Below are 20,217 nucleotides of genomic sequence, written 5' to 3'. Positions count from 1 at the left end.
CTACTAATCTAGGACTGATATAGATTTATCGAGTCGCTGACTCTTGCGCGATCGCAGTTCTCGCTCGACGTAAAGCGGCTCCTAAGGTTTGAAACTCTGGATTGTTCGACAATGCGGTCAATGCAGATCCCTGTGTTCTAAGAACCAAATCGTTATAGGCACGAATCGCAACAGCAAGCGAATTCACACTGATATCTGTACAAGTTAGAGTGGCAGCATCTTTTCCGCATCCAGATAGCAATCCTTCACTCGCGATCAATGTTTCTGAAACACCTTGAGCTAACTGCTGAATTTCAAGCGTAGATAAGTTCACATTGCCGAGAGCAAGAACAATCTTTGCGGCTGTCTGCATGGTGAGAAGAGAAGCATTTGCAGCATCTAACGCAGGTAAAACGCCAGCTAAGATAGAAGCGACTTGAGCATTCGGAGCCGTGAAAGATAGTAGCTGACCGTTAGCGCTCTTGAAAGCAGCCGAATTCGAGGTAAAACGGACTTCCATTGTACGATCAAGCTTCGGAATCAGGACAACCTCAATGTTGCGCGTGATGCCTTGTCGATCGTTGCCAAAAATCGTAAACTGTCCGCCTCTGGTTCCCAGATTTGCACTGTAGCGCGAGAACCGAGCCGCAATATTCGCAGGGGTACTACCTTGCCGCTTCAAGTCAAGCCTGACAAATCCTGGACGCTCAACTTCGACTCCAGGTTCAGTTGGTGGTACCGCAGGCTGAGAAATAATCGTTCTTAGCTCACCCACAACTTCCATGTAGCGGTAAATCCCTGGCGATGTTTGTAGCACATCAGCGATCGAGCTTTGAAGTACTGAGGACACACCCGGAATTTGCAATGCTCCAGTTCTGAGATCACGCACTAACGCAATCAAGTTTTGATTGAACCGCTGTTGAACTGGGGGAGGTGCAATTAATCGACCGCGATCGATTTGAAGACCAGGCACTCGCGGAAACACGATTGGACGAGTCGGGGGCGCAACTTCAGAACCTGTATTGATTCCAGAAGTTCCGCGAGGCGTATTTGCCGCACTCGGAGTCGCAAAGGCGAATACGGCTCCTAAGACCGCCACAGAATGAAAAAGAGCAGTAATTCGATTCATGATGCTTAGTACTGATATCCGGTGTAGTTGAACCCATAGCCAATGCCGAAAGAAAACAACGTTGCATTATCATTTCGGCTCAGAACATTGCCCACCACGAACGTGAGAAACAATGGCGTAGTCTTAAGCGGCACGTAAGAAACACCCAGATTTAAGTCTTGTCCAGTCCAGCTTCCAATTACTGAGGCTTGAGGAACTACGCGCAGACCCGCACTCGCGAAGACACCGACACCCCCCTGCCCATTCTGAATGTTCTCAAAGGATCGAAATCTTCCGCCACCGATTCCCAGAGTTAAAGTGAGCGGTAGAGAATCTTCAAGATTACCGGGACGCAAATCGAAGACTTTTGAAGCAGCACCATAGAGAGTCGAGACCGTGGTTTCGTTCTCTTCTCCCCAAACGATGCCAGAATCAAAGCCCAGCGCGATCGCGGCTTTTCCAGGAAGGCTACGATGCAGCTTAAATCCAATATCCCCGTTGCGACCAAACCGTCTCAAACTGCCAATGTTTGCACTCACTTCGAGTCCTAGTGCTGTTTCGGAATCTCCTAAGCCAAATCCCACACTGAGCGCACCATCAGCTTCATTGATTCTCGGTCGCCGATTTGAGAACGAGAGTCCGACAAACGCATCTCCAAAATTTGCGCCAAATGCGGTCGGAACCCCCACCGAGGAACCGGGAGAATACGCTGGAATCCGCAGTTCTACGAGCGGATCAATTACTAATTGTCTACGTAAGGCATCAGTATCTTGGGGGCTGGTCGCTTGAGCGATCGAGGATTCCACGATCGGCGCTTCTGCAAGAAGTTGTTGAGCGCTGCCTTGAGGCTGCTGTCTGAGAAAGACTGCTTTGGAAGTCGCATTCGATCGCGGTGAAGCAACGAGCGAGGACTTCGCAGGGCGGCGCGATTCTGAAGCGGGTTTGAGCCATGCCGCATCGCGAATCGTCAAATCTACGGGTGTCTTTTCAGTCGTGATTTTACTAGGAGATGCGGTGCGTCGATCGCGTTCCGTTTTCTCGATCGTAGTCTTATTAAAAGCTGCTTTTTCGATTTGGATGTCGCTGGAATCTGTCGCGTTTGCTAATTTTACGCCTCCGAATCCGCCCAGAACAAGCACAACTGCGAAACAACGCATCCAGAAGGCTGAGGTACGAAAACGGTAGATTGAGAGTCTGTCCTTCATATGTGATCACAGCTTAAAACTGTTCGTGGGGTTGAAATCTGAGCAAAGCTAACTGCACCGATAGTTTACCGGGGTGCCACTTACGTATACTCCGTGTTTATCTGTAAATTTCTTACAATCTTTAAGGACGAGACTCGTATTCTTACGGGGATATGGAGTGAGGTGCAATTAAATTGCCTATAGATATCAGAACCTTTAGGACAGTGCTGGATCAGAGTTTGGAAAAATAGCACTGTAAGGTGATCCACCTGAAGTGAGAGGTACTTCTTCTTAAGGAGGATTACTTTGAGTGCAATACTGCAACTGATGAGGAATCCACGATGACTGATAGTACCGTTCAGAAAGTCGATGCTCAGTTTTCACCCACAGGCGAAATGGGGCAAAAATACTTAGCTTCAGGTAAAACCGTCGCGATGCGGCTTTGGGAAAATGAACAGCCTGCGGATGCCAAACCTGCAACACAGCGAGAGTATGAAACGGTCGGCTATGTACTTCAAGGTCGAGCAGAATTACATCTTGAAGGACAAATGGTGCTACTAGAGCCAGGAGATTCTTGGGTCGTACCCAAGGGCGCATCACACAGCTACAAAATATTAGAGTCATTTAGCGCGATCGAGGCAACCAGTCCACCCGCTCAAGTCCACGGACGCGATGAGTAAATGCCCTCCTCAGTGGAGAGTGACAAAACTCGGTTCAGATGCTTGACTAATTGTGGTCGTCTTTTTACTCGTTTCATGTCACCGCTCACCGCTAACTCACACGATAATCTCGATCGGGGAACTGCTTCACCCCCGATCGCAGCGCAACACCGCTATGTTCATCAACTCCACGACGATGAACGCATCGACGATTATTTTTGGCTGCGTGAGCGTGACAATCCAGAAGTCATCGCTTATCTAGAAGCGGAGAATGCTTATACCGAAGCAATTATGCAGCACACTGAATCGCTGCAAACAAAGCTTTACGAAGAAATGCTATCTCGCATTCAGGAAGATGATCTCTCTGTGCCCTACCGCTGGGGAGAGTTCTACTACTACACACGCACTGAATCTGGGAAAGCTTATCCGATTCATTGTCGGAAACCTCGATCGCTCGATGCACCCGAAGAAGTCTTACTAGATCAAAACGAATTAGCCCAAGGGAATGAATATTTCAGCTTAGGCGTATTAGAAGTCAGTCCCAGTCATCAGATCTTGGCGTATTCAACTGATACGACTGGAGCTGAACGCTATACGCTGTTTTTTCTCGATTTAACCACTCGCAAACTCTATTCCGAATCGATTCCTGATACCGCTTCATTTGCTTGGGGCAATGATAATCAAACCGTGTTTTATGCTCAAATCGATTCAGCAAATCGCCCGTATAAGCTCTTTCGCCATCAATTAGACAGTGATCCGAACACCGATGAATTGTTGTTTCACGAAGCGGATGATGCTTACTTTCTTGGCATTGATAAAACTCGGAGTGAAGCTTATCTACTGCTTGGTTTAGGTAGCAAAATCACCTCAGAAGTACATTATCTCGATGCGAACAATCCGACCGCAGACTTCCGTGTGATTCGTCCGCGTCAAGTCGGCATTGAATACGAAGTCGAGCATCACACCGATACGTTCTACATTCTCACGAATGAAAACGCGCTCAACTTCAAACTGATGAAAGCATCAGTGAATGATCCTAAACAGTGGGAGACAGTGATTGAACACCGTGAAGATGTGTTCTTGATGGGAGTAAGTGCGTTTACTGATCATTTAGTTATTTACGATCGCGAATCCGGCGTTCCCAATATTCGAGTCCGCAAGCTCTCCACTGAAGAAGAACATACGATTACCTTCCCAGAGCCAACTTACGAAGTCTCAGAATCCGCCAATCCCGATTTCAACACAAAAACCCTACGATTCGGTTACACTTCGCTAGTCACTCCGGGTTCAATTTTTGATTACGATCTCGATGCTAAAACTCGTGAACTGAAGAAGGAAACTCCAGTCTTAGGTGGATACGATCGCGCAAATTACAAAAGCGAACGACTCGAAGCGATTGCTCCCGATGGTGCAAAGATTCCGTTATCGATCGTGTACAAAGCAGGCATCGATCGCGGGAGCAATCCCTTACTTATGACCGGATATGGATCTTATGGATTTAGCTATCCGGATTCATTTAGCTCGGCTCGGTTAGCATTGCTCGATCGAGGAGTCATTCTTGCGATCGCACATATTCGAGGCGGCTCTGAACTAGGGCGAAAATGGTACGAAGATGGTAAGTTTCTGCACAAGCAGAATACATTCAGTGACTTTATTGCTTGTGCAGAAACGCTGATTCAACAAGGTTGGACAGATTCAGAGCATTTAGCAATTTCGGGCGGTAGTGCAGGCGGATTGTTAATTGGAGCGGTGATCAATCAGCGACCAGAGTTGTTCAAAAGCGCGATCGCACAAGTGCCGTTTGTCGATGTGGTGACCACAATTTTAGATGATTCGCTGCCTTTGACGGTGACAGAATGGGAAGAATGGGGCAATCCTAGCGATCGAGAATTTTACTTCTACATGAAGAGCTATTCACCCTATGACAATGTTGCAGAAAAGGCTTATCCAGCTTTGCTCATTACCGCCGGCTTGAATGATCCGCGTGTGTCTTACTGGGAACCTGCGAAATGGACAGCAAAGCTAAGAGCACTGAAAACAGATTCTAATGTTTTGCTATTAAAAACGAACATGGGAGCCGGACATGGGGGCGCATCTGGGCGATATGAACGCTTGAAGGAAATTGCGTTTGAGTATGCTTTTCTGTTGGATCAGTGGCAGGTTGAATCGGGTGTGTTTTAGAGGCTGCAACGAAGCGAAGAGTATCGAAACACGCCCCATTCACGTGCATAGCGAACTTACCTAAAAACCGCTATAAAAAAAGCATCCACTCATAACCCTCAACCCACCCAGACTATGAAACTCCGATCGCTCACCGTCACCTCCTCCCTACTTGCAACCCTACTCATTCCAGGCACAAAAGCCCTAGCACAATCCCCCGCAAGCCCAACCCAGACCAACACCCCTTTAGGCTGTCTTTCTGGCTATCCAGACGGCACCTATCGCGGCGATCGACCGATGACGCGCTACGAATTCGCCGCAGGACTCAACGCCTGCTTAGAGCAAGTCGATCAATCGATTCGCTTGAACCGGGAACAATTTACTACAAAATCCGAGTTCGATCGAATCATTCAGCAGCAAAGAACCTTGAACGATGAACTGCAAGGACTCAGCGATCGACTGGATACGTTATCGAAATAATTCAGTCTGGAATTTTAACAAAACCTGAACTGCGTCGAGTCATAGTGTGTCCAACGAGTGAACGGCGATCGCAACTCGATTCAACCCGGTTTTAGCCATGCACTAAAATTCATTGTTTCTTCACAGATTTTTCTCTGAAACGCTGTTGCGATCGGTGAATCAATAAAGTGTAAGGGTAAATACCAAATGTAGGAATCGCTATGAGTTGGGTGTTAGTCGTCGATGACAGTGCAGTTGTCCGAGAACTCATTTCAACCGAATTACGGCATCGCGGCTTTGATGTTGCGGTCGCTGACGATGGTGTTGACGCGATTTCTGTGATTCAGAAACATCCACCCGATCTAGTCATTACCGATGTGGTCATGCCTCGAATGAATGGGTATGAACTTTGTCGCTGGATCAAAAGCGATCCGCGCAGTCAAAATATTCCGGTGATGATGTGTTCGATCAAAGGAGAAGACTTCGATCGCTATTGGGGCATGAAACAAGGGGCAGATGCTTATATGACTAAGCCCTGCCCCCCGTCAGAAATGTTGAGCGCAATTCAGTATTTGTTATCGCGCTCAAGCAACCTGAACTAACCACTATCTACGGCTTCAGCACAACCTTAATACAGTTATCTTTCTTCTGTTTGAAGATCTCATATCCCTGAGGGGCTTGCTCTAATGGCATGGTGTGAGTCACCACAAATGACGGATCAATGTCGCCCCGCTGAATGTGTCCGATCAATCGATCGAGATAGCGATGCACATGAGTTTGTCCCATCTTGAAGGTTAGCCCCTTGTTAAACGCGGCTCCCATCGGGATTTTATCGAGAAAGCCACCATACACCCCTGGAACCGAAACCGTTCCACCTTTACTACAAGCCACGATCGCTTGTCTTAAGGCAATTGGTCGATCAGTTTCGAGTCGAACCGCTTGCTTGGCTTTATCGACCCAGTAATCGATGCTCGTTCCGTGAGATTCTAAACCGACCGCATCAATCACCGAATCAGGTCCGCGTCCGCCGGTCATTTCTTTGAGGGCATCACCGACATCGAGTTCTTCGTAGTTTAGAACCTCTGCACCGCACTGAGTTTTCGCCATCTCCAAGCGTTCGGGAACTCGATCGATGGCAATGACTCGATCAGCTCCCAGCATAAACGCGCTCTTGATTGCGAACTGTCCCACCGGACCGCAACCCCAAACCGCAACAACATGACCGGGTTTGATATCACAATGTTCTGCTGCCATGTATCCCGTCGGGAAAATGTCAGTCAAGAATAGCACTTGTTCATCCGTCAACTCAGGTGGAATCTTGAACAATCCTGTGTCCGCAAACGGCACACGAGCATATTCAGCTTGTCCGCCTGCATATCCACCAAAGAAATGGGAATAGCCAAACAATCCGGCTGGAGAATGACCATACAAAGGTTCAATCAGCGAAGCATTCGGATTCGAGTTATCGCACAGTGACCAAAGGTCTTTTTGGCAGAAGTAACAGTTACCACAAGAAATCGTGAAAGGAACGACGACGCGATCGCCAATGTTGATATTCTTGACCGCAGAACCCACTTCGACGACTTCGCCCATGAACTCGTGACCGAGAATATCTCCAGATTGCATCGTGGGAATGAAGCCATCATAGATATGCAGGTCAGAGCCACAGATCGCAGTCGATGTAATTTTGACGATCGCATCTCGCGGATTGAGAATCTTCGGATCAGGAACATTATCGACACGAACATCGAGCGCACCATGCCAACACAAAGCTTTCATTTACTTCTCCTCTTCAAAAACTTTGGTTTGACGATCGCGCTGATAGTACCCTGGCTTTTCTTTGACTAGGATTTTTCCATTCGGTTCGACGGTTTCTTGGCGCGTACCGAGAAATTCTTTGGTCGAAGGTGCAAGAGGTTCGTCTAAATTCAGCTTCTCTTTAACGTTTTCGGCGATGCCTTTCAAGTCTTTTTTGGCTTCTTCGATCGTATTGCCTTTCGCATCGATCGCGGGTCGATTTTTGCGGACTTCTTTTGCAGTATTCAGGGCTTCATTTTTCCGCAGCTTTTCCGAAGAATCAGCTTCTCTAAGTTTTTGTCCAGCTTCTTGCAGGCTATTTGCATCTCGCATGATGTTTTGAGCTTCATCGGGTGCGATCGCAGCATTTGCCGTAACACTAGACGTAAACAATAGTGTCAGGAATAAAACGACGCTCAGGATTAGAGTTGAGAAAATTTTACGTAGGTCTTTCATCATTAAGGTCTCAGTAGAACTTTGATACATTTATCGGTTTTGTGTTTGAACATTTCGTAAGCTTGCTTTGCTTCGGTCAGCGGCATGTGATGTGAGAACGCAAACGCCGGATCAATGTCACCTTTGAGCACGTGATCGATCAGCTTCGGCATGTAGCGCTGTCCGTGCATTTGTCCCATTTTGAACGTGAGACCTTTATTAAATGCAGCACCCATCGGCAGCTTATCGATAAAGCCGCTGTACACACCCATCACCGAAATCACACCACCTTTGCGGCAAGCAACGATCATTTGACGCAGAATATGAGGTCGATCGGTTTCGAGTCGAACGCTTTGTTTCACTTCGTCATACAGTCCCATCAGCCCAGTTCCATGTGCTTCAAGTCCGACTGCATCGATACAGGCATCGGGTCCACGTCCACCTGTCATCTCTTTGAGGGCTTCCCCTGCATCGATTTCTTCGTAGTTAATGACTTCAGCACCACATTGCACTTTCGCCATTGCTAACCGTTCGGGAAAGCGATCGATCCCAATCACTTTTTCTGCCCCTAATAGATAGGCACTCCGAATCGCGAACAATCCAACCGGACCACATCCCCAGACTGCAACGACATCTCCAGGCTTGATATCACACATATCCGCGCCCATGTAGCCCGTCGGGAACGCATCCGAAATCGGTAATGCTTGCTCATCGGTCATACCGTCAGGAATTTTCACACAGCCATGATCCGCGAAGGGAATGCGAACATATTCCGCTTGTGCGCCTGCATACCCACCGAATAGATGAGAGTAGCCGAAAATTCCGCCTGTGCTGTAACCGAATATCGGCTCTTGGAGCGCGCCACCCGGATTAGAGTTATCACAAAGTGACCACTGCTGGTGAGCGCAATAGTGACACTGACCACAGCCGATGATCGAGGAAACGACAACGCGATCGCCCTTTTTCAATTTCCGAACTTCGCGCCCAGTTTCAACGATTTCCCCCATGAATTCGTGCCCGATAATGTCTCCGGGCTGCATTGAGGGAATGTAACCATCGTAGATGTGCAAGTCAGAACCGCAAATCGTTGTAGCGGTGACTTTGAGAATGGCATCTCTCGGATTGAGGATGGTTGGATCAGGAACATTATCGACGCGGACATCATTCGCGCCATGCCAGCAAACAGCTTTCATTGTGAGTTAGTTGGATAAGTGAACAGAGGGACAGAGATTAGAGCGAATTGCTGTCTCTTTTTCTGGAAATAACTGGAGCGTGGTTTAGAGTCGGTCGCTTCGTTCGCTTCCGCCCCGGAATAGAATTCGGGGCTAATCGTGCGAAGTCCGTTTTAACGGACTGAAGACAATTAATTGGGTTCTTAGTCCCCTTCAGTGGACTTCGTTCTGTTAGCTCCGAATTTCATTCCGGGGCGAGACTGAATCGAAGCGAAAAATTCCTAAACACACCCTACCCGTGACACCGAGGTTGACCTTCAGTGGTGGCAATCTCACCCGCTTCCATCAATTGCTTGAATCGGCGCAGTTCATCACCCACCTGCTGTTCTGGCTCTTCCCCAAACAATTTCGCTAAAGCTGCCGTCAGTCTGCCGCCTGCAATCTCGTACTCCATCACCACCTTCACCTCAGTTCCTCGATCGCCCGGTGCTGGTGTAAATCGCACAAATCCCGAATTATCCACATCCGCACCTTCGAGCGATGCCCAAGCAATCAATCGATTCGGCTCATCTTTGATCACTTCCGCATCCCATTCGACTTCTTGACCGAGCGGCGCATTTGCCACCCAATGCGATCGCTTTCCACCTTCGCTGACCGTCACTGATTTGACGTGCTTCATGAAAGTGGGTAAATTCTCGAAGTCGTGCCAGTAGTTATAGAGTTCTTCTACAGGTCGATTGATCGTGACCGTCTTTTCAACTTTGAGCGCTTTGTTCAGTCCGACTGCATCACTCACTTTATCAGTGATGCTTTTATCAGCGGTTGCACCGTGGTAAGCAAGACCGCCACCTGCGATCGCGGTTAGGATACCTCTGAGCGATCGTTTTTGTAGTCCGAATAGCACCATTGCGCTACCACCGACGATCGATGCCCATTTTTCGGTATCGGTGACGGGTGGCTGTTCAGAAGAGTTAATTGTTTTGTCCGATTCAGTTTCCATAGTGACTCACAGTAAATTGAAACAGAGAAGTCGAAAGTGATGAAACCTTCGACTTCTAGAGAACTATGCACCCGTTACCGCAGGACGGCTAGAGGGCTTGGGAGATTGGGGAACGCGATCGCCCAATCGATCTTTGTAGAGATTTGCAATTCGCTGCTCGTCTCTTGCCAAAGTCACTTCCATCTGATCCAAGATCTCAACGGTTGCTGGATCGGTCAGCATGTTACGCAGGTTGTAGGTATCAACTACACCTGTTTGCAAATCGCCCAATGCACGTCGTAAGATTTCGACATCGGTTTGATCGTTTTGGAAGAAGGATTTGATACTGGCATAAAGATTGCTAACAGCAGCAGGCAGCGAAGGCTTCTCATTGAATACTGCTAAGCGAGCCTCTAACTGTTGAACATGCTGATTCTTATGCTGCAAAATTTCTTGGAATAGTTCCTTCATTGCATCATCGGTGGCATTGTCATGGTAATGCTGGAAGGTTTCCAAGCTGTAACGCTCGCCTTGAATTGCAGTGTTCAAAGCATTCACAATTTCGCTTTTGCTAGAGCCACCCCATTCTTCACCGAGCTTCCACCAGCCTGCATCGAGATCACTGATCGGCGGCAAAGTTGTATCTGGAATGTTGAGACTTAACTGTTGCAAAATCGCAGTGACAAAAATCGGCAAATCTCCTGGACGACGAGAGGTAATCAGATTATCGTCGATTACTAAAGGCTCATCGACGAATTCGGCTCCAGCATTCTGCATATCCTTACGAATGGCACGGAATCCGGTCGCCCGAACGCCATCTAACATATCGCCTTCGATCAGAACTTGCGGACCATGACAAACTGATGCAACTAAAACACCATTTTCTAAAGCATCCTCTACGAATTGAACGGTTTTCATATTCGTCCGCATCTTATCGGGCGCATGACCACCTGGAATGATTACGGCATCGAAATCAGTTGCGATCGATTCCGTTGTCGTCGCATCGGCTTTGATGTTGAGCTTGCCTTGCTTACCTTTATATTCTTCATTCACCCGCGAACCAAGTACGATAACTTCGGCTCCCGCTTTCTTCAGCGCATTGTAGGGAAGCTGAAATTCCGCATCTTCGACCCCTTGTTCGATTAAAATAGCAACCTTTTTGGGCTGCGAGTCCATCACCATTGCTGCGTCTCCCTTGTGTCTAGACTTGATATCCGGATTGACAGGCTTTTTACACAGTAAGAAGAAAAGCTCGATCTCTCCTCATTCGCATGACAGAAGCAAATCTCTTTCTCTAGGTGGATCAAGGAACTTTCTATGTGAAGAGACTGGCTTGATTGCAATTCGTTAACTTACAGAGGTGCGATGCCTTAGAGCGGGAGAACACAATGACTTACAGCAAAAATCCAGGATACCAAGATATCTCTGACGAAGCAGATCTAGAGGCATCGTTGCATAATTTGGGCGGCGATGTTGAAGATGACTTTGAAAACGAAGATCTCGAAGATGAGCAAGACTACGGCGATGTTCCGCAGGAGTACACCGAATCATACGGCACGGGTGTCGTGGAAATGCCGGGATATGCGATCGGCGGTCGAACAATGCACGATCGAGACAGTGAACTTCATGAAGCTTCTGCCGTGTTGACAGGTGGCGATATCGATGCGAACTATGAGCAAGCCAACGCAGTCGGTGATGAATCGGTTGGCGGCACCGTATCAACGCCAGATATGGATATTGTGGATGATTTGGGGCGTGCAGTGGGCTTAGAAATGAGCGATCACAACTATCTGCACACCAATGAAATTCTAGAAGGACGTGACGATCGCAGATGGGAGCTTGAGCCTTCCTCTTCTGAAGATTACGAAGACCGTAGAAACGAAGAAGACTAATTTCCCTACATAAAACAATGGATTTAAAACCGATTAACCAACAAGTCGTCGCTATTGTCGGCGCATCAAGTGGAATTGGACGCGATGCGGCTCTGAAGTTCGCTGAGCGGGGTGCAAAAGTAGTCGTTGCGGCGCGGAGTCAGGCGGGGTTAGCTTCTCTAGTTGAAGAGATTTATCAACGCGGCGGAGAAGCGATCGCGGTTGTGGCAGATGTCGCAGATTACGAGCAAGTCAAAGCGATCGCAGACAAAGCGGTCGATCGATTTGGCAGACTTGATACTTGGGTTCACGCGGCTGCAACTGCCATATTTGCGACCTTCGATCGCATTACTCCCGAAGAGTTCAAGCGCGTGATTGATGTGAACTTGATGGGTCAAGTTTATGGTGCGATGGTTGCATTACCGTTGCTGAAAGAAGAAGGACGCGGCTCGTTCATCAGTATCACTTCGGTGGAAGCACGTCGATCGCTGCCGTATCAAAGCCCTTATTCCGCCTCGAAGCATGGAACAATGGGTATGATCGATGCACTGCGATTAGAACTAAAGCATCAAGGCTATCCGATTAATGTTGCGAACATCATGCCGGGAGTAATTAACACTCCGTTTTACAACAAAGGTAAAACAAAGCTGGGTGTTAAACCGATGGCTCCCCCTCCGTTCTACAATGCCAGCTTAGTTACAGATGCAATTCTGTACGCGGCTGAACATGAAGTACGTGACTATGTTGTGAGTGATGCAGGTAAGATCCTAGATGTCATTCAGCGCATTTCACCGGGATTAGTCGATGCAGCGTTATTAGCAGTCGCTTTCCCTCTACAGCGGACTGAAGTTGAAAAGGGTGAAGACGATCCGAACAATCTCTTCGAGCCGATTCAAGAGCCAGGATATGATCGCATTGATGGCGATTACAAACAATTTGAAATTCCGAGCTTGCTCGATCACATTGATAAAACGCCTGCTTTCTCGTTTGGTGTATTAGCGGCTGCGGTTCTCGGTGGACTCGCGTTGCTAGGTGGATTTAGCGATCGTAGTTAAGTTTTCAAAGTTTCTAAGCTGTTCAACCTCTCTAATGTAGGGCGAGTCTAACTTGCCCTGCATTTTTTTCAAAATATGCCAAGAAAGAAACCAGTTTCAATTCAGCAACTTGCTCAAGATTATCTAGGTTACGATGATCTTCGGCCCGGACAAGAAGCCGCGATCGCATCAGTTCTAGAACATCGCGACACTTTAGCCGTGATGCCGACCGGATCAGGCAAATCAGCAATCTATCAACTGACAGCCGCAAGAATTCCCGGATCAACGATCGTCGTTTCTCCACTTTTAGCACTCCAAAAAGATCAAGTAGAATCGATTGTTGCCGAAGTGGGTCATGCGGCAGTCGTGAATTCAACGATTTCTGCTTCTAATCGTGCAGAGGTTTTCGATCGCTGGAGTAATGGTGAAATTGAATTCCTCTTCCTCGCACCCGAACAATTTAACAATGCAGATACGATCGAGCATTTACAAGCTGCATCTCCTTCTCTGTTTGTCATTGACGAAGCACATTGCATCAGTGAATGGGGTCATAGTTTCCGCCCGGACTATCTGCGACTAGGAACCGTGATCGAAGCGTTAGGACATCCGACAACTCTAGCTCTGACTGCAACCGCATCGCCGCCTGTGCGAGAAGAAATCATGCAGCGATTAGGAATGAACAACCCGCGAATCATTGTTCGAGGCTTCGATCGTCCTAACTTACGTCTCGCGGTTGAGAACTACGATGATGAAGCGGAAAAGCGGGAGATTTTCATCAAACGCATTCAGCAATTAACTAAGCCAGGAATTGTGTATGTTGCCACTCGCAAAGCAACGGAATCTTTGGCTGAAGCACTCAATGAAGCGGGAATTAATGCGATCGCTTATCATGCAGGACTGAAAACTAAAGAACGCGAACAAGCTCAAAACGCTTTCATGTCTGATGAAGCAGAAGTGATTGTAGCAACGACCGCGTTTGGAATGGGTGTTGATAAGTCGAATGTTCGATTTGTGGTGCACTACAACATTAGTGACTCGATCGATAGTTACTACCAGGAAATCGGACGAGCCGGGCGAGATGGTGATCCTGCAAACATCATTTTGTTCTACACACCGGATGATTTAAACCTACGCAAGTTCTTCTCAGGTAGCGGCAAACTGGAGAAAGAAAAAGTCATTGAACTCGCTGAACTGGTTCGCCAACAATCAGAACCAATTCACCCAAAAGCTTTAAAGTCGCTGACTGATTTATCTGGAACAAAAATTAAAACAACATTAAGCCACTTAGAACTGCTAGGAGTCGTTGAAGCTTTGCCGACTGGAGAAGTATTCGCAAAACCGGACGCTCCTGAGATTGAACAAGCTGCCGAAGAAGTTCTACACGCACAAGAGCGCAAAATTAAAGTTGAGCGATCGCGCTTAGAGATGATGCGAAATTATGCTGAAGTTCTCGACTGTCGCCGCAAATACTTATTGAACTATTTCGGTGATCCCCGTGAAGAATTGTGTGGATATTGTGACAACTGCAACTCCGGAACTGCAAACCAGCAAGACGACGGGCGAAAACCCTATCAACTCAACAGCCGTGTCGCTCACAAGTCTTGGGGAGAAGGGACTGTAATGCGTTATGAAGGCGACAAAATCGTCATTCTGTTCGATGAAGTTGGATACAAGACCATCAGCCTGGAAGCCGCATTGTTACGGGGATTGCTTCAAAAAGTTGCGTAAAATACAAAACGCTTAATCCCTCTCTCTAGTCAGAGTCTTAATGGAATCTTCCACGCTACCTTAAAGCGATCGAGCTACCTTGAAGAAGCGATCGCTTCCTTGCCGTTACAGAGTTAGCAGAGAAATTTTATGGCACAAAGTTTTGGTGTAATTGGTCTCGCTGTGATGGGTGAAAACCTGGCGCTCAATGTCGAGCGCAATGGCTTCCCCGTCGCAGTCTTTAACCGAAGCCGCGAAAAGACCGATACCTTCATGGCAAATCGGGCTGGCGGCAAAAATGTCAAGGCAACCTATACGATCGAAGAATTCGTTGCTTCGCTCGAACGCCCTCGGAAAATCTTGATTATGGTGAAAGCGGGCGCACCCGTGGACGCGATGATCGAGCAACTAAAGCCGCTACTCGATGAAGGTGACATCCTGATCGATGGCGGTAACTCTCTATTTAGCGATACTGCCCGTCGAGCGCGTGATCTCGAAGCTGCAAAATTCACCTTTATCGGAATGGGTGTGAGCGGTGGTGAAGAAGGTGCGCTGAATGGACCGAGTTTGATGCCAGGAGGCACGAAATCGGCTTACGAATATCTAGAGCCGATTTTGACCAAGATTGCCGCTCAGGTGGATGATGGCGCTTGTGTGACCTACATTGGTCCGGGTGGCGCAGGTCACTACGTCAAAATGGTGCACAACGGCATCGAGTACGGCGATATGCAGTTGATCGCAGAAGCCTATGATTTGCTGAAGAACGTGGGCGGACTCGATGACAACGAACTTTATGAAGTGTTCACCGAATGGAACACGACTCCCGAACTGAACTCTTATCTAATCGAAATTACCGCAGACATCTTCAAGGTTTTCGATCCAGATACGAAACAGCCCCTGGTTGATTTTATTCTCGATGCTGCTGGACAGAAAGGAACGGGACGCTGGACTGTCACTGATGCGCTCGAACAAGGGGTCGCAATTCCGACGATTATTGCTGCGGTAAACGCTCGCATTATGTCCTCGTACAAGACCGAGCGGCTTGAAGCTGCTCAACAGTTGAGCTATGCCAGTCCGACGTTTGACGGCGATAAAAAGACGTTTATCAATGCCGTCCGCGATGCGTTGTACTGCTCGAAAATCTGCTCGTACGCGCAAGGCATGGCACTGCTGAACGTGGCATCGCAAAACTACGGATACGACCTGAATCTGGCAGAATGTGCCCGAATTTGGAAAGGCGGCTGTATTATTCGTGCAGGTTTCCTCGGCAAGATTCAACATGCGTTCACCGAAAATCCGACGCTGCCGAACTTGCTCTTGGCTCCTGAATTCAAGCAATCGATTCTCGATCGACAATCGGCATGGCGTGAGGTGATCATGGCGGCTGCTCGTCACGGGATCGCGGTTCCTGCGTTTAGTGCGTCGCTAGATTATTTCGACAGCTACCGCCGCGAGCGTTTGCCACAAAACTTAACACAGGCGCAGCGCGATTATTTTGGTGCACACACCTACCTCCGCACTGACAAAGAAGGCGTATTCCACACGGAATGGACGACTTTGGCTCAAGAGTCTTCATCGAGTTTTTCGACTCCACAGAAGCTCACCGCCGATCAACCGCGTCCGAGTGCAGACGATGTTGAGATCAAAGAGGTGCAGACGAATCGATAGTCGGTTACACTAAATCAACTAGCTTGGGAACGTCTGTGAACAAAGGTCGATCGAGGTTTTCTTCGATCGACCTTTTTAACGCCGTCTTTTATCTAACCGTTCATAATCCGCCTGTGTTTCCGGCAAACTCTCATAAGTCACAAAATAGTTTTTCGTCCAATCGCTCAGATACGGCGCAAACCAAATTTCTGAAGGAATCAGATCGTGAGCATCGGCGCGACCGTTATTATGGCTAAGATGAATCGCTTTTACTCGATCGATCATCTCTAAACAAGTTCGCTCCGTTTCCACCTGATCGCCCTGATGCCAAATCAGAACATGAGATACATCCAGCAATAATGGATGCTTTACTAAGGTATCGACACTAGAACACCAATACTCTGGTGAAGGCATCACTTCGACAAACACAGGAACTTGAACCGTTTGTTCTAGTGCTTCAAGTGCATCTTCGATTTGACATCGATCGATATCTTTCCGCAACGGTGCATGAACCGATAGAGCTGCGACAGAATGCGTTTCGACGAACTCTGCGTAAGGCTTCCAGCTTCGGGGCTGAGTGAGCACGAGACGACAGCGGAAGCTATCACGATACAGGCAGGAATCATGCAGAATTAGCGGCACATCTGGATAGAGTGCATCCGTATCGCAAGGAGAACCGATCGCTAATTCGAGAAAATCAAGCTGAAGCGGTTGGCGAAGTTGATCGAAAATGGTGAGGCAATCGGGGAGAGGGCGAAGACCGATCGCGGTAATACTAAGTCCTAACATGATGATTTGAAAGGCGAAGATAACAAGGTCGATCGATGACACATTCGTGCACAAATCCCAATGGACTGTACTCTAGTTGATCCCACAATTCCCGCAATAAATTAAATTGTTTCTGCCTGTGTAAACTCATCAGGAGACTACAGCGATATTGCCGTTCGTGATCGCCCCAACCCCCTTGATCTTCGGAGAAGATAGCATCAACTGTGATTTTGTTGGTTTCCACCCATGTTCTTAAATTGATATCTGGTGCAGCCCAAGTCTCACCAATTTCATGAATCTCGCAGTAAAGATTTGAGAAATGATTGCAATAGACTGCTCGTGCAGCTTCTTCTGCTGCGATTTGCTCAATACAATAATGAATAAGACTTGGATGATAGTAAGCGTATTCTGACATTGATTGATCATATTGTGGAACATCAGAAACATAGACGAACTCTTTTCCTTCCTTGGTTTGACCAACACGATAAAAATCGGGCTTATCATCCCATAAATCTTCTTCCTCTTCCTCTTCATCGACCAAACAATTGATATAGTACCAATCGTCTCCATAAGAAACTGAAGATTGATAAACGCCGTATACTCGATCACCCGGCACTAACGGAATTCCTCTATCGATCGCGCTTTCCGCTTTCCCAGAGTTTACCTTCGCTAATAGCTCACACGCTTCTGCTCTCACAATCAATTCAGCATCACTTACAGCGTCGATCAAGAAATCAATTCCGACTTCGTGATAATTCAGAGCTAAAGGCAAGAGTTCGCGCTTTTGATCAAGAGATGCGAGCGCGAATCGTTGCCGCAATCCCTCAACTCCGCCCAACGCCACAGCATTAATTGGAGGAGGCATTGCTGCACCCATTACAAGATCAGTCGCTTTCGGATCTGCTTGTTCTGACATAAATTCCTCAAGTGGAAACTGAGTGTAGAATGCCCAATCGAACCGTTTAGAATAAAATAGTGTTATTCACAAATAATAGTAAAATTATACTACATGAGCGATATTTCTCAATCGTCGATCGATATTCTAGAAGCCGAAAAAATCGCGGCTCGACAGCGCTTGCTCAAACTTCCACCAAACGAGGCTCAAGAGCAGGTGAATCAAACACTACACGCTGAATTGTGGCGAGTTGAAATTGACGCTCCCTGGGTTGATCGATTGCCTCGGACGAATGACCCCAATGCTGAGTGGTTGTGTGATGACTCCGATCACGCCTGATGTGCTCAAAGCACTACTGCAATAGCTTCAAGCGTATGAACAACTGATATGCCGGATCTGATCGCGATGATACTCAGTTCTAGGTTGCGTTTTGAAGCTTCTCGCTTCGTTCGCTCCCGCCCCGGAATAGAATTCGGGGCTAACAGTGCGAAGTCCTTTCAGGACTAAAGATGCTTGATTTGGCTTTTAGTTCCCTTCAGTGGACTTCGTTCTACTAGCCCCGAATTCTATTCCGGGGCGGGTAAGCAACGGAGTGACAAGACTCTAAAACACGCCCTAATATTAAAGAAACTCTGTAGCATCAACATATCTAACTTCTGTCACAGTCTCTTCCTGCACAAAAGCCAATCTACCAGCAGCTTCTATCCAAAGTTCTCCAAGCTGTTCATCAGATTGAAGTGCTTCGAGACCTTTGACGATTTTTGCTTCAAACTCCCAGTATGTTTCGTCAAGCAATCGCCCGGAAAATGACAGAGATGCAAACCATCGATCGATATCAAAATTTTCACTCTGAAAATTTTGCCAAAGTTGCTCTAACAGCGCAGTCTGCCCGGTTGCTTCAAAGATGATTCTGAGACGTTCTGAGAAATCTGACGGTGTTTCTTGAGGTTGTCGAGCGTATACAAGATGATCAATCACCCATTGTTCAAGATCAAATTCCCGATAAGTATGTCGTCCTCCAAAGCTTTTCAGGTCTAAACTATATGCCCGTTTCTGATGATGTTTTAATGCCTCTGCCTCTGCTTGATCTCTGACGAAATGAGACGAGAGCCATTTCGGTGGGTTGTACTCCGCCCGAAAGTCAAATTCAGTAATCAACTCAAGCCAGTTATCATTATATTCGATCGCTGATTCGTAAACGTGATAGATATGATCGCCCGGATTTAATCGAATCCCTTGTGCGATCGCATTTGTTGCTTTTTCTGAGTCAATCAGCGCTAGCAATTCATATGCTGTAACTCTCACCTCCAATTCAGCATCATTCAGCAAATCAATCAATAAATCAATTCCCGCTGCATCATAGTTCAGCGTATCGGTTAATAGAGCCATCTTTTGATTTGAAGATGCGAACTTAAATCGTTGTCGCAATCCTTCAATTCCACCCAGTATCAAACTGTTTGGTAAGCTCTGTCCACCTAAGACAGCATCCGTATTGTCAGGCTGTTGCGTCATAGTTTAAGAGAAGGAATTCGTTCTAGAATCCCTGAGCCAAACACTTTATCTAACTCTAAATAGTCTAGATGAACATAGCCGATGTGACAGTGACAAGTTTCATTTGTGCAAAGCCGCTCAAACAGAACTTTTTCAAAGTCCCGATCGTAGATATTCCCGATCGCATCTTTAATAAAGTGACATCTACGAATCGTACCTTTCCCATCGACCGAAATCATCGATCGTCCTGCGCTGCAAGGCTTTCCTAAGCTTGGATAATGCTTAGTATTTAATTCATAGAGCGGATCAATGGACTGAAAGAAAGCGCGATCGTCTTCTGCTAAATTCGGAAGTTCAGCTTTCACCGCATTGATCCAGAGATAAACGCTTTGAGGTAGTTTCTCGCGCAGAGTTGCGATCGCATTTCTAAACTTCGCAAATCCAACAACACCTACACTAAATCGAATGTTCTGCGCGATTAAGCGATCGCACTTTTCGAGAAAGCGATCGGGGTTCGACCATTCCGGGTGAAACGTTGTCCACAATGCGAATGTTTCAGGGTTTGCTTGATTAATCCAGTGCAAGTCACACGATAGATTTGTCTGGATTGCAACTTTACGAACATTCGGAAGGTGAGACAGCTTAGAGAGTGTTTGCTGATAGGCAGAATGAATCAACGCCTCACCCCAAGGCGTAAAGAGAATTGAGAATTCATGTTCAGGATGATCCTTGATCCAAGTGGCGAATTGATCGAGTTCTTGTTTGTCGATCGCCATTTCTGCCGCTGTTTGTTGCCGCTTCGCAAACGGGCAATACTCGCAACCATAGTTACAGCTAACTAGCGAACCTCGATAAAGAATCGTTAGGTGCAT

The 20,217-nt window shown here is 47.3% G+C and carries 19 protein-coding genes and 1 pseudogene; 9 read left to right on the top strand and 11 right to left on the bottom strand.

Annotated elements, in window-relative coordinates:
* Positions 1 to 25 precede the first annotated feature (25 nt).
* Complete coding sequence (locus NIES2104_RS01380; protein WP_058995051.1) at positions 26 to 1,108, bottom strand: hypothetical protein; 1,083 nt, start codon at positions 1,106 to 1,108, stop codon at positions 26 to 28.
* Positions 1,109 to 1,113: 5 nt separating this feature from the next.
* Complete coding sequence (locus tag NIES2104_RS01375; protein ID WP_058995049.1) at positions 1,114 to 2,244, bottom strand: hypothetical protein; 1,131 nt, start codon at positions 2,242 to 2,244, stop codon at positions 1,114 to 1,116.
* A gap of 368 nt (positions 2,245 to 2,612) precedes the next feature.
* On the opposite strand from NIES2104_RS01375, the gene NIES2104_RS01370 reads away from it, so the two are divergent.
* The 4 genes and pseudogenes from NIES2104_RS01370 (at position 2,613) to NIES2104_RS01355 (ending at position 6,151) form a co-directional block, all read left to right on the top strand.
* Positions 2,613 to 2,951 carry a cupin domain-containing protein gene (locus NIES2104_RS01370; protein WP_058995047.1) on the top strand — a complete coding sequence of 113 codons (339 nt, stop codon included), beginning with the start codon at positions 2,613 to 2,615 and terminating at the stop codon, positions 2,949 to 2,951.
* A 75-nt stretch (positions 2,952 to 3,026) separates the two neighbouring features.
* Positions 3,027 to 5,111 carry a S9 family peptidase gene (locus tag NIES2104_RS01365; protein ID WP_058995045.1) on the top strand — a complete coding sequence of 695 codons (2,085 nt, stop codon included), beginning with the start codon at positions 3,027 to 3,029 and terminating at the stop codon, positions 5,109 to 5,111.
* Between the two features lie 228 nt (positions 5,112 to 5,339).
* Positions 5,340 to 5,439, top strand: a pseudogene (locus NIES2104_RS33235) (S-layer homology domain-containing protein); the annotation flags it as partial.
* Between the two features lie 331 nt (positions 5,440 to 5,770).
* Entirely contained in the window at positions 5,771 to 6,151 is a 381-nt protein-coding gene (locus NIES2104_RS01355; RefSeq protein WP_058995041.1) for a PleD family two-component system response regulator, read from the top strand.
* A 7-nt stretch (positions 6,152 to 6,158) separates the two neighbouring features.
* Here NIES2104_RS01355 and NIES2104_RS01350 read toward each other — a convergent pair whose 3' ends face one another.
* The 5 genes from NIES2104_RS01350 to NIES2104_RS01330 all read right to left on the bottom strand — a co-directional run bounded on the left by NIES2104_RS01350 (position 6,159) and on the right by NIES2104_RS01330 (position 11,114).
* Positions 6,159 to 7,328 (bottom strand): zinc-dependent alcohol dehydrogenase, encoded by a 1,170-nt coding sequence (locus tag NIES2104_RS01350; protein WP_058995039.1) that lies wholly within the window; start codon positions 7,326 to 7,328, stop codon positions 6,159 to 6,161.
* Positions 7,329 to 7,805, bottom strand: a complete 477-nt coding sequence (locus tag NIES2104_RS01345) for a hypothetical protein (RefSeq protein ID WP_058995037.1) — start codon at positions 7,803 to 7,805, stop codon at positions 7,329 to 7,331. It abuts the gene before it with no gap.
* On the bottom strand, positions 7,805 to 8,974 hold the full coding sequence (locus NIES2104_RS01340) for a zinc-dependent alcohol dehydrogenase (RefSeq protein ID WP_058995035.1): 1,170 nt from the start codon (positions 8,972 to 8,974) through the stop codon (positions 7,805 to 7,807). Before NIES2104_RS01340 ends, NIES2104_RS01345 begins: the two co-directional genes overlap by 1 nt.
* A 271-nt stretch (positions 8,975 to 9,245) precedes the next feature.
* Complete coding sequence (locus tag NIES2104_RS01335) at positions 9,246 to 9,953, bottom strand: SRPBCC family protein (RefSeq protein WP_058995033.1); 708 nt, start codon at positions 9,951 to 9,953, stop codon at positions 9,246 to 9,248.
* Between the two features lie 63 nt (positions 9,954 to 10,016).
* On the bottom strand, positions 10,017 to 11,114 hold the full coding sequence (locus NIES2104_RS01330) for a DJ-1/PfpI/YhbO family deglycase/protease (RefSeq protein WP_058995031.1): 1,098 nt from the start codon (positions 11,112 to 11,114) through the stop codon (positions 10,017 to 10,019).
* A 206-nt stretch (positions 11,115 to 11,320) separates the two neighbouring features.
* Here NIES2104_RS01330 and NIES2104_RS01325 point away from each other — a divergent pair, with 206 nt between their 5' ends.
* The 4 genes from NIES2104_RS01325 (at position 11,321) to gndA (ending at position 16,212) form a co-directional block, all read left to right on the top strand.
* Complete coding sequence (locus NIES2104_RS01325) at positions 11,321 to 11,824, top strand: DUF6335 family protein (protein WP_058995029.1); 504 nt, start codon at positions 11,321 to 11,323, stop codon at positions 11,822 to 11,824.
* Positions 11,825 to 11,841: 17 nt separating this feature from the next.
* A complete protein-coding gene (locus NIES2104_RS01320; protein WP_058995027.1) occupies positions 11,842 to 12,858 on the top strand; it encodes an SDR family oxidoreductase in 1,017 nt (338 codons plus the stop codon).
* Positions 12,859 to 12,933: 75 nt separating this feature from the next.
* Positions 12,934 to 14,565: an ATP-dependent DNA helicase RecQ gene (locus tag NIES2104_RS01315; protein ID WP_058995025.1), complete on the top strand. Its 1,632-nt coding sequence runs from the start codon at positions 12,934 to 12,936 to the stop codon at positions 14,563 to 14,565.
* 129 nt (positions 14,566 to 14,694) lie between these two features.
* A complete protein-coding gene (gndA, locus tag NIES2104_RS01310; RefSeq protein ID WP_058995023.1) occupies positions 14,695 to 16,212 on the top strand; it encodes an NADP-dependent phosphogluconate dehydrogenase in 1,518 nt (505 codons plus the stop codon).
* Between the two features lie 75 nt (positions 16,213 to 16,287).
* Here gndA and NIES2104_RS01305 read toward each other — a convergent pair whose 3' ends face one another.
* Together NIES2104_RS01305 and NIES2104_RS31210 are read right to left on the bottom strand one after the other, a co-directional pair.
* Positions 16,288 to 16,980, bottom strand: coding sequence for a hypothetical protein (locus tag NIES2104_RS01305; protein ID WP_058995021.1), 693 nt, complete (start codon positions 16,978 to 16,980; stop codon positions 16,288 to 16,290).
* A complete protein-coding gene (locus tag NIES2104_RS31210) occupies positions 16,967 to 17,875 on the bottom strand; it encodes a hypothetical protein (RefSeq protein ID WP_082689904.1) in 909 nt (302 codons plus the stop codon). Before NIES2104_RS31210 ends, NIES2104_RS01305 begins: the two co-directional genes overlap by 14 nt.
* Positions 17,876 to 17,968: 93 nt before the next feature.
* On the opposite strand from NIES2104_RS31210, the gene NIES2104_RS01295 reads away from it, so the two are divergent.
* Positions 17,969 to 18,193, top strand: a complete 225-nt coding sequence (locus tag NIES2104_RS01295; RefSeq protein WP_058995018.1) for a hypothetical protein — start codon at positions 17,969 to 17,971, stop codon at positions 18,191 to 18,193.
* 282 nt (positions 18,194 to 18,475) lie between these two features.
* Here the strand turns inward: NIES2104_RS01295 and NIES2104_RS01290 are convergent, their stop codons facing one another.
* Both NIES2104_RS01290 and NIES2104_RS01285 read right to left on the bottom strand, forming a co-directional pair.
* The gene (locus NIES2104_RS01290; RefSeq protein WP_058995016.1) at positions 18,476 to 19,366 is read right to left on the bottom strand and encodes a hypothetical protein; all 891 of its coding nucleotides are present in this window, start codon (positions 19,364 to 19,366) and stop codon (positions 18,476 to 18,478) included.
* On the bottom strand, positions 19,363 to 20,217 hold the full coding sequence (locus NIES2104_RS01285; protein ID WP_058995013.1) for an STM4011 family radical SAM protein: 855 nt from the start codon (positions 20,215 to 20,217) through the stop codon (positions 19,363 to 19,365). The genes NIES2104_RS01290 and NIES2104_RS01285 overlap by 4 nt, the downstream gene beginning before the upstream one ends.

It is taken from the genome of Leptolyngbya sp. NIES-2104, assembly GCF_001485215.1.
Classification (GTDB): Bacteria; Cyanobacteriota; Cyanobacteriia; order Leptolyngbyales; family Leptolyngbyaceae; genus Leptolyngbya.
The sequence above is the reverse complement of the archived record's forward strand: the minus strand, read 5'-3'. Positions and strand labels throughout refer to the sequence as shown.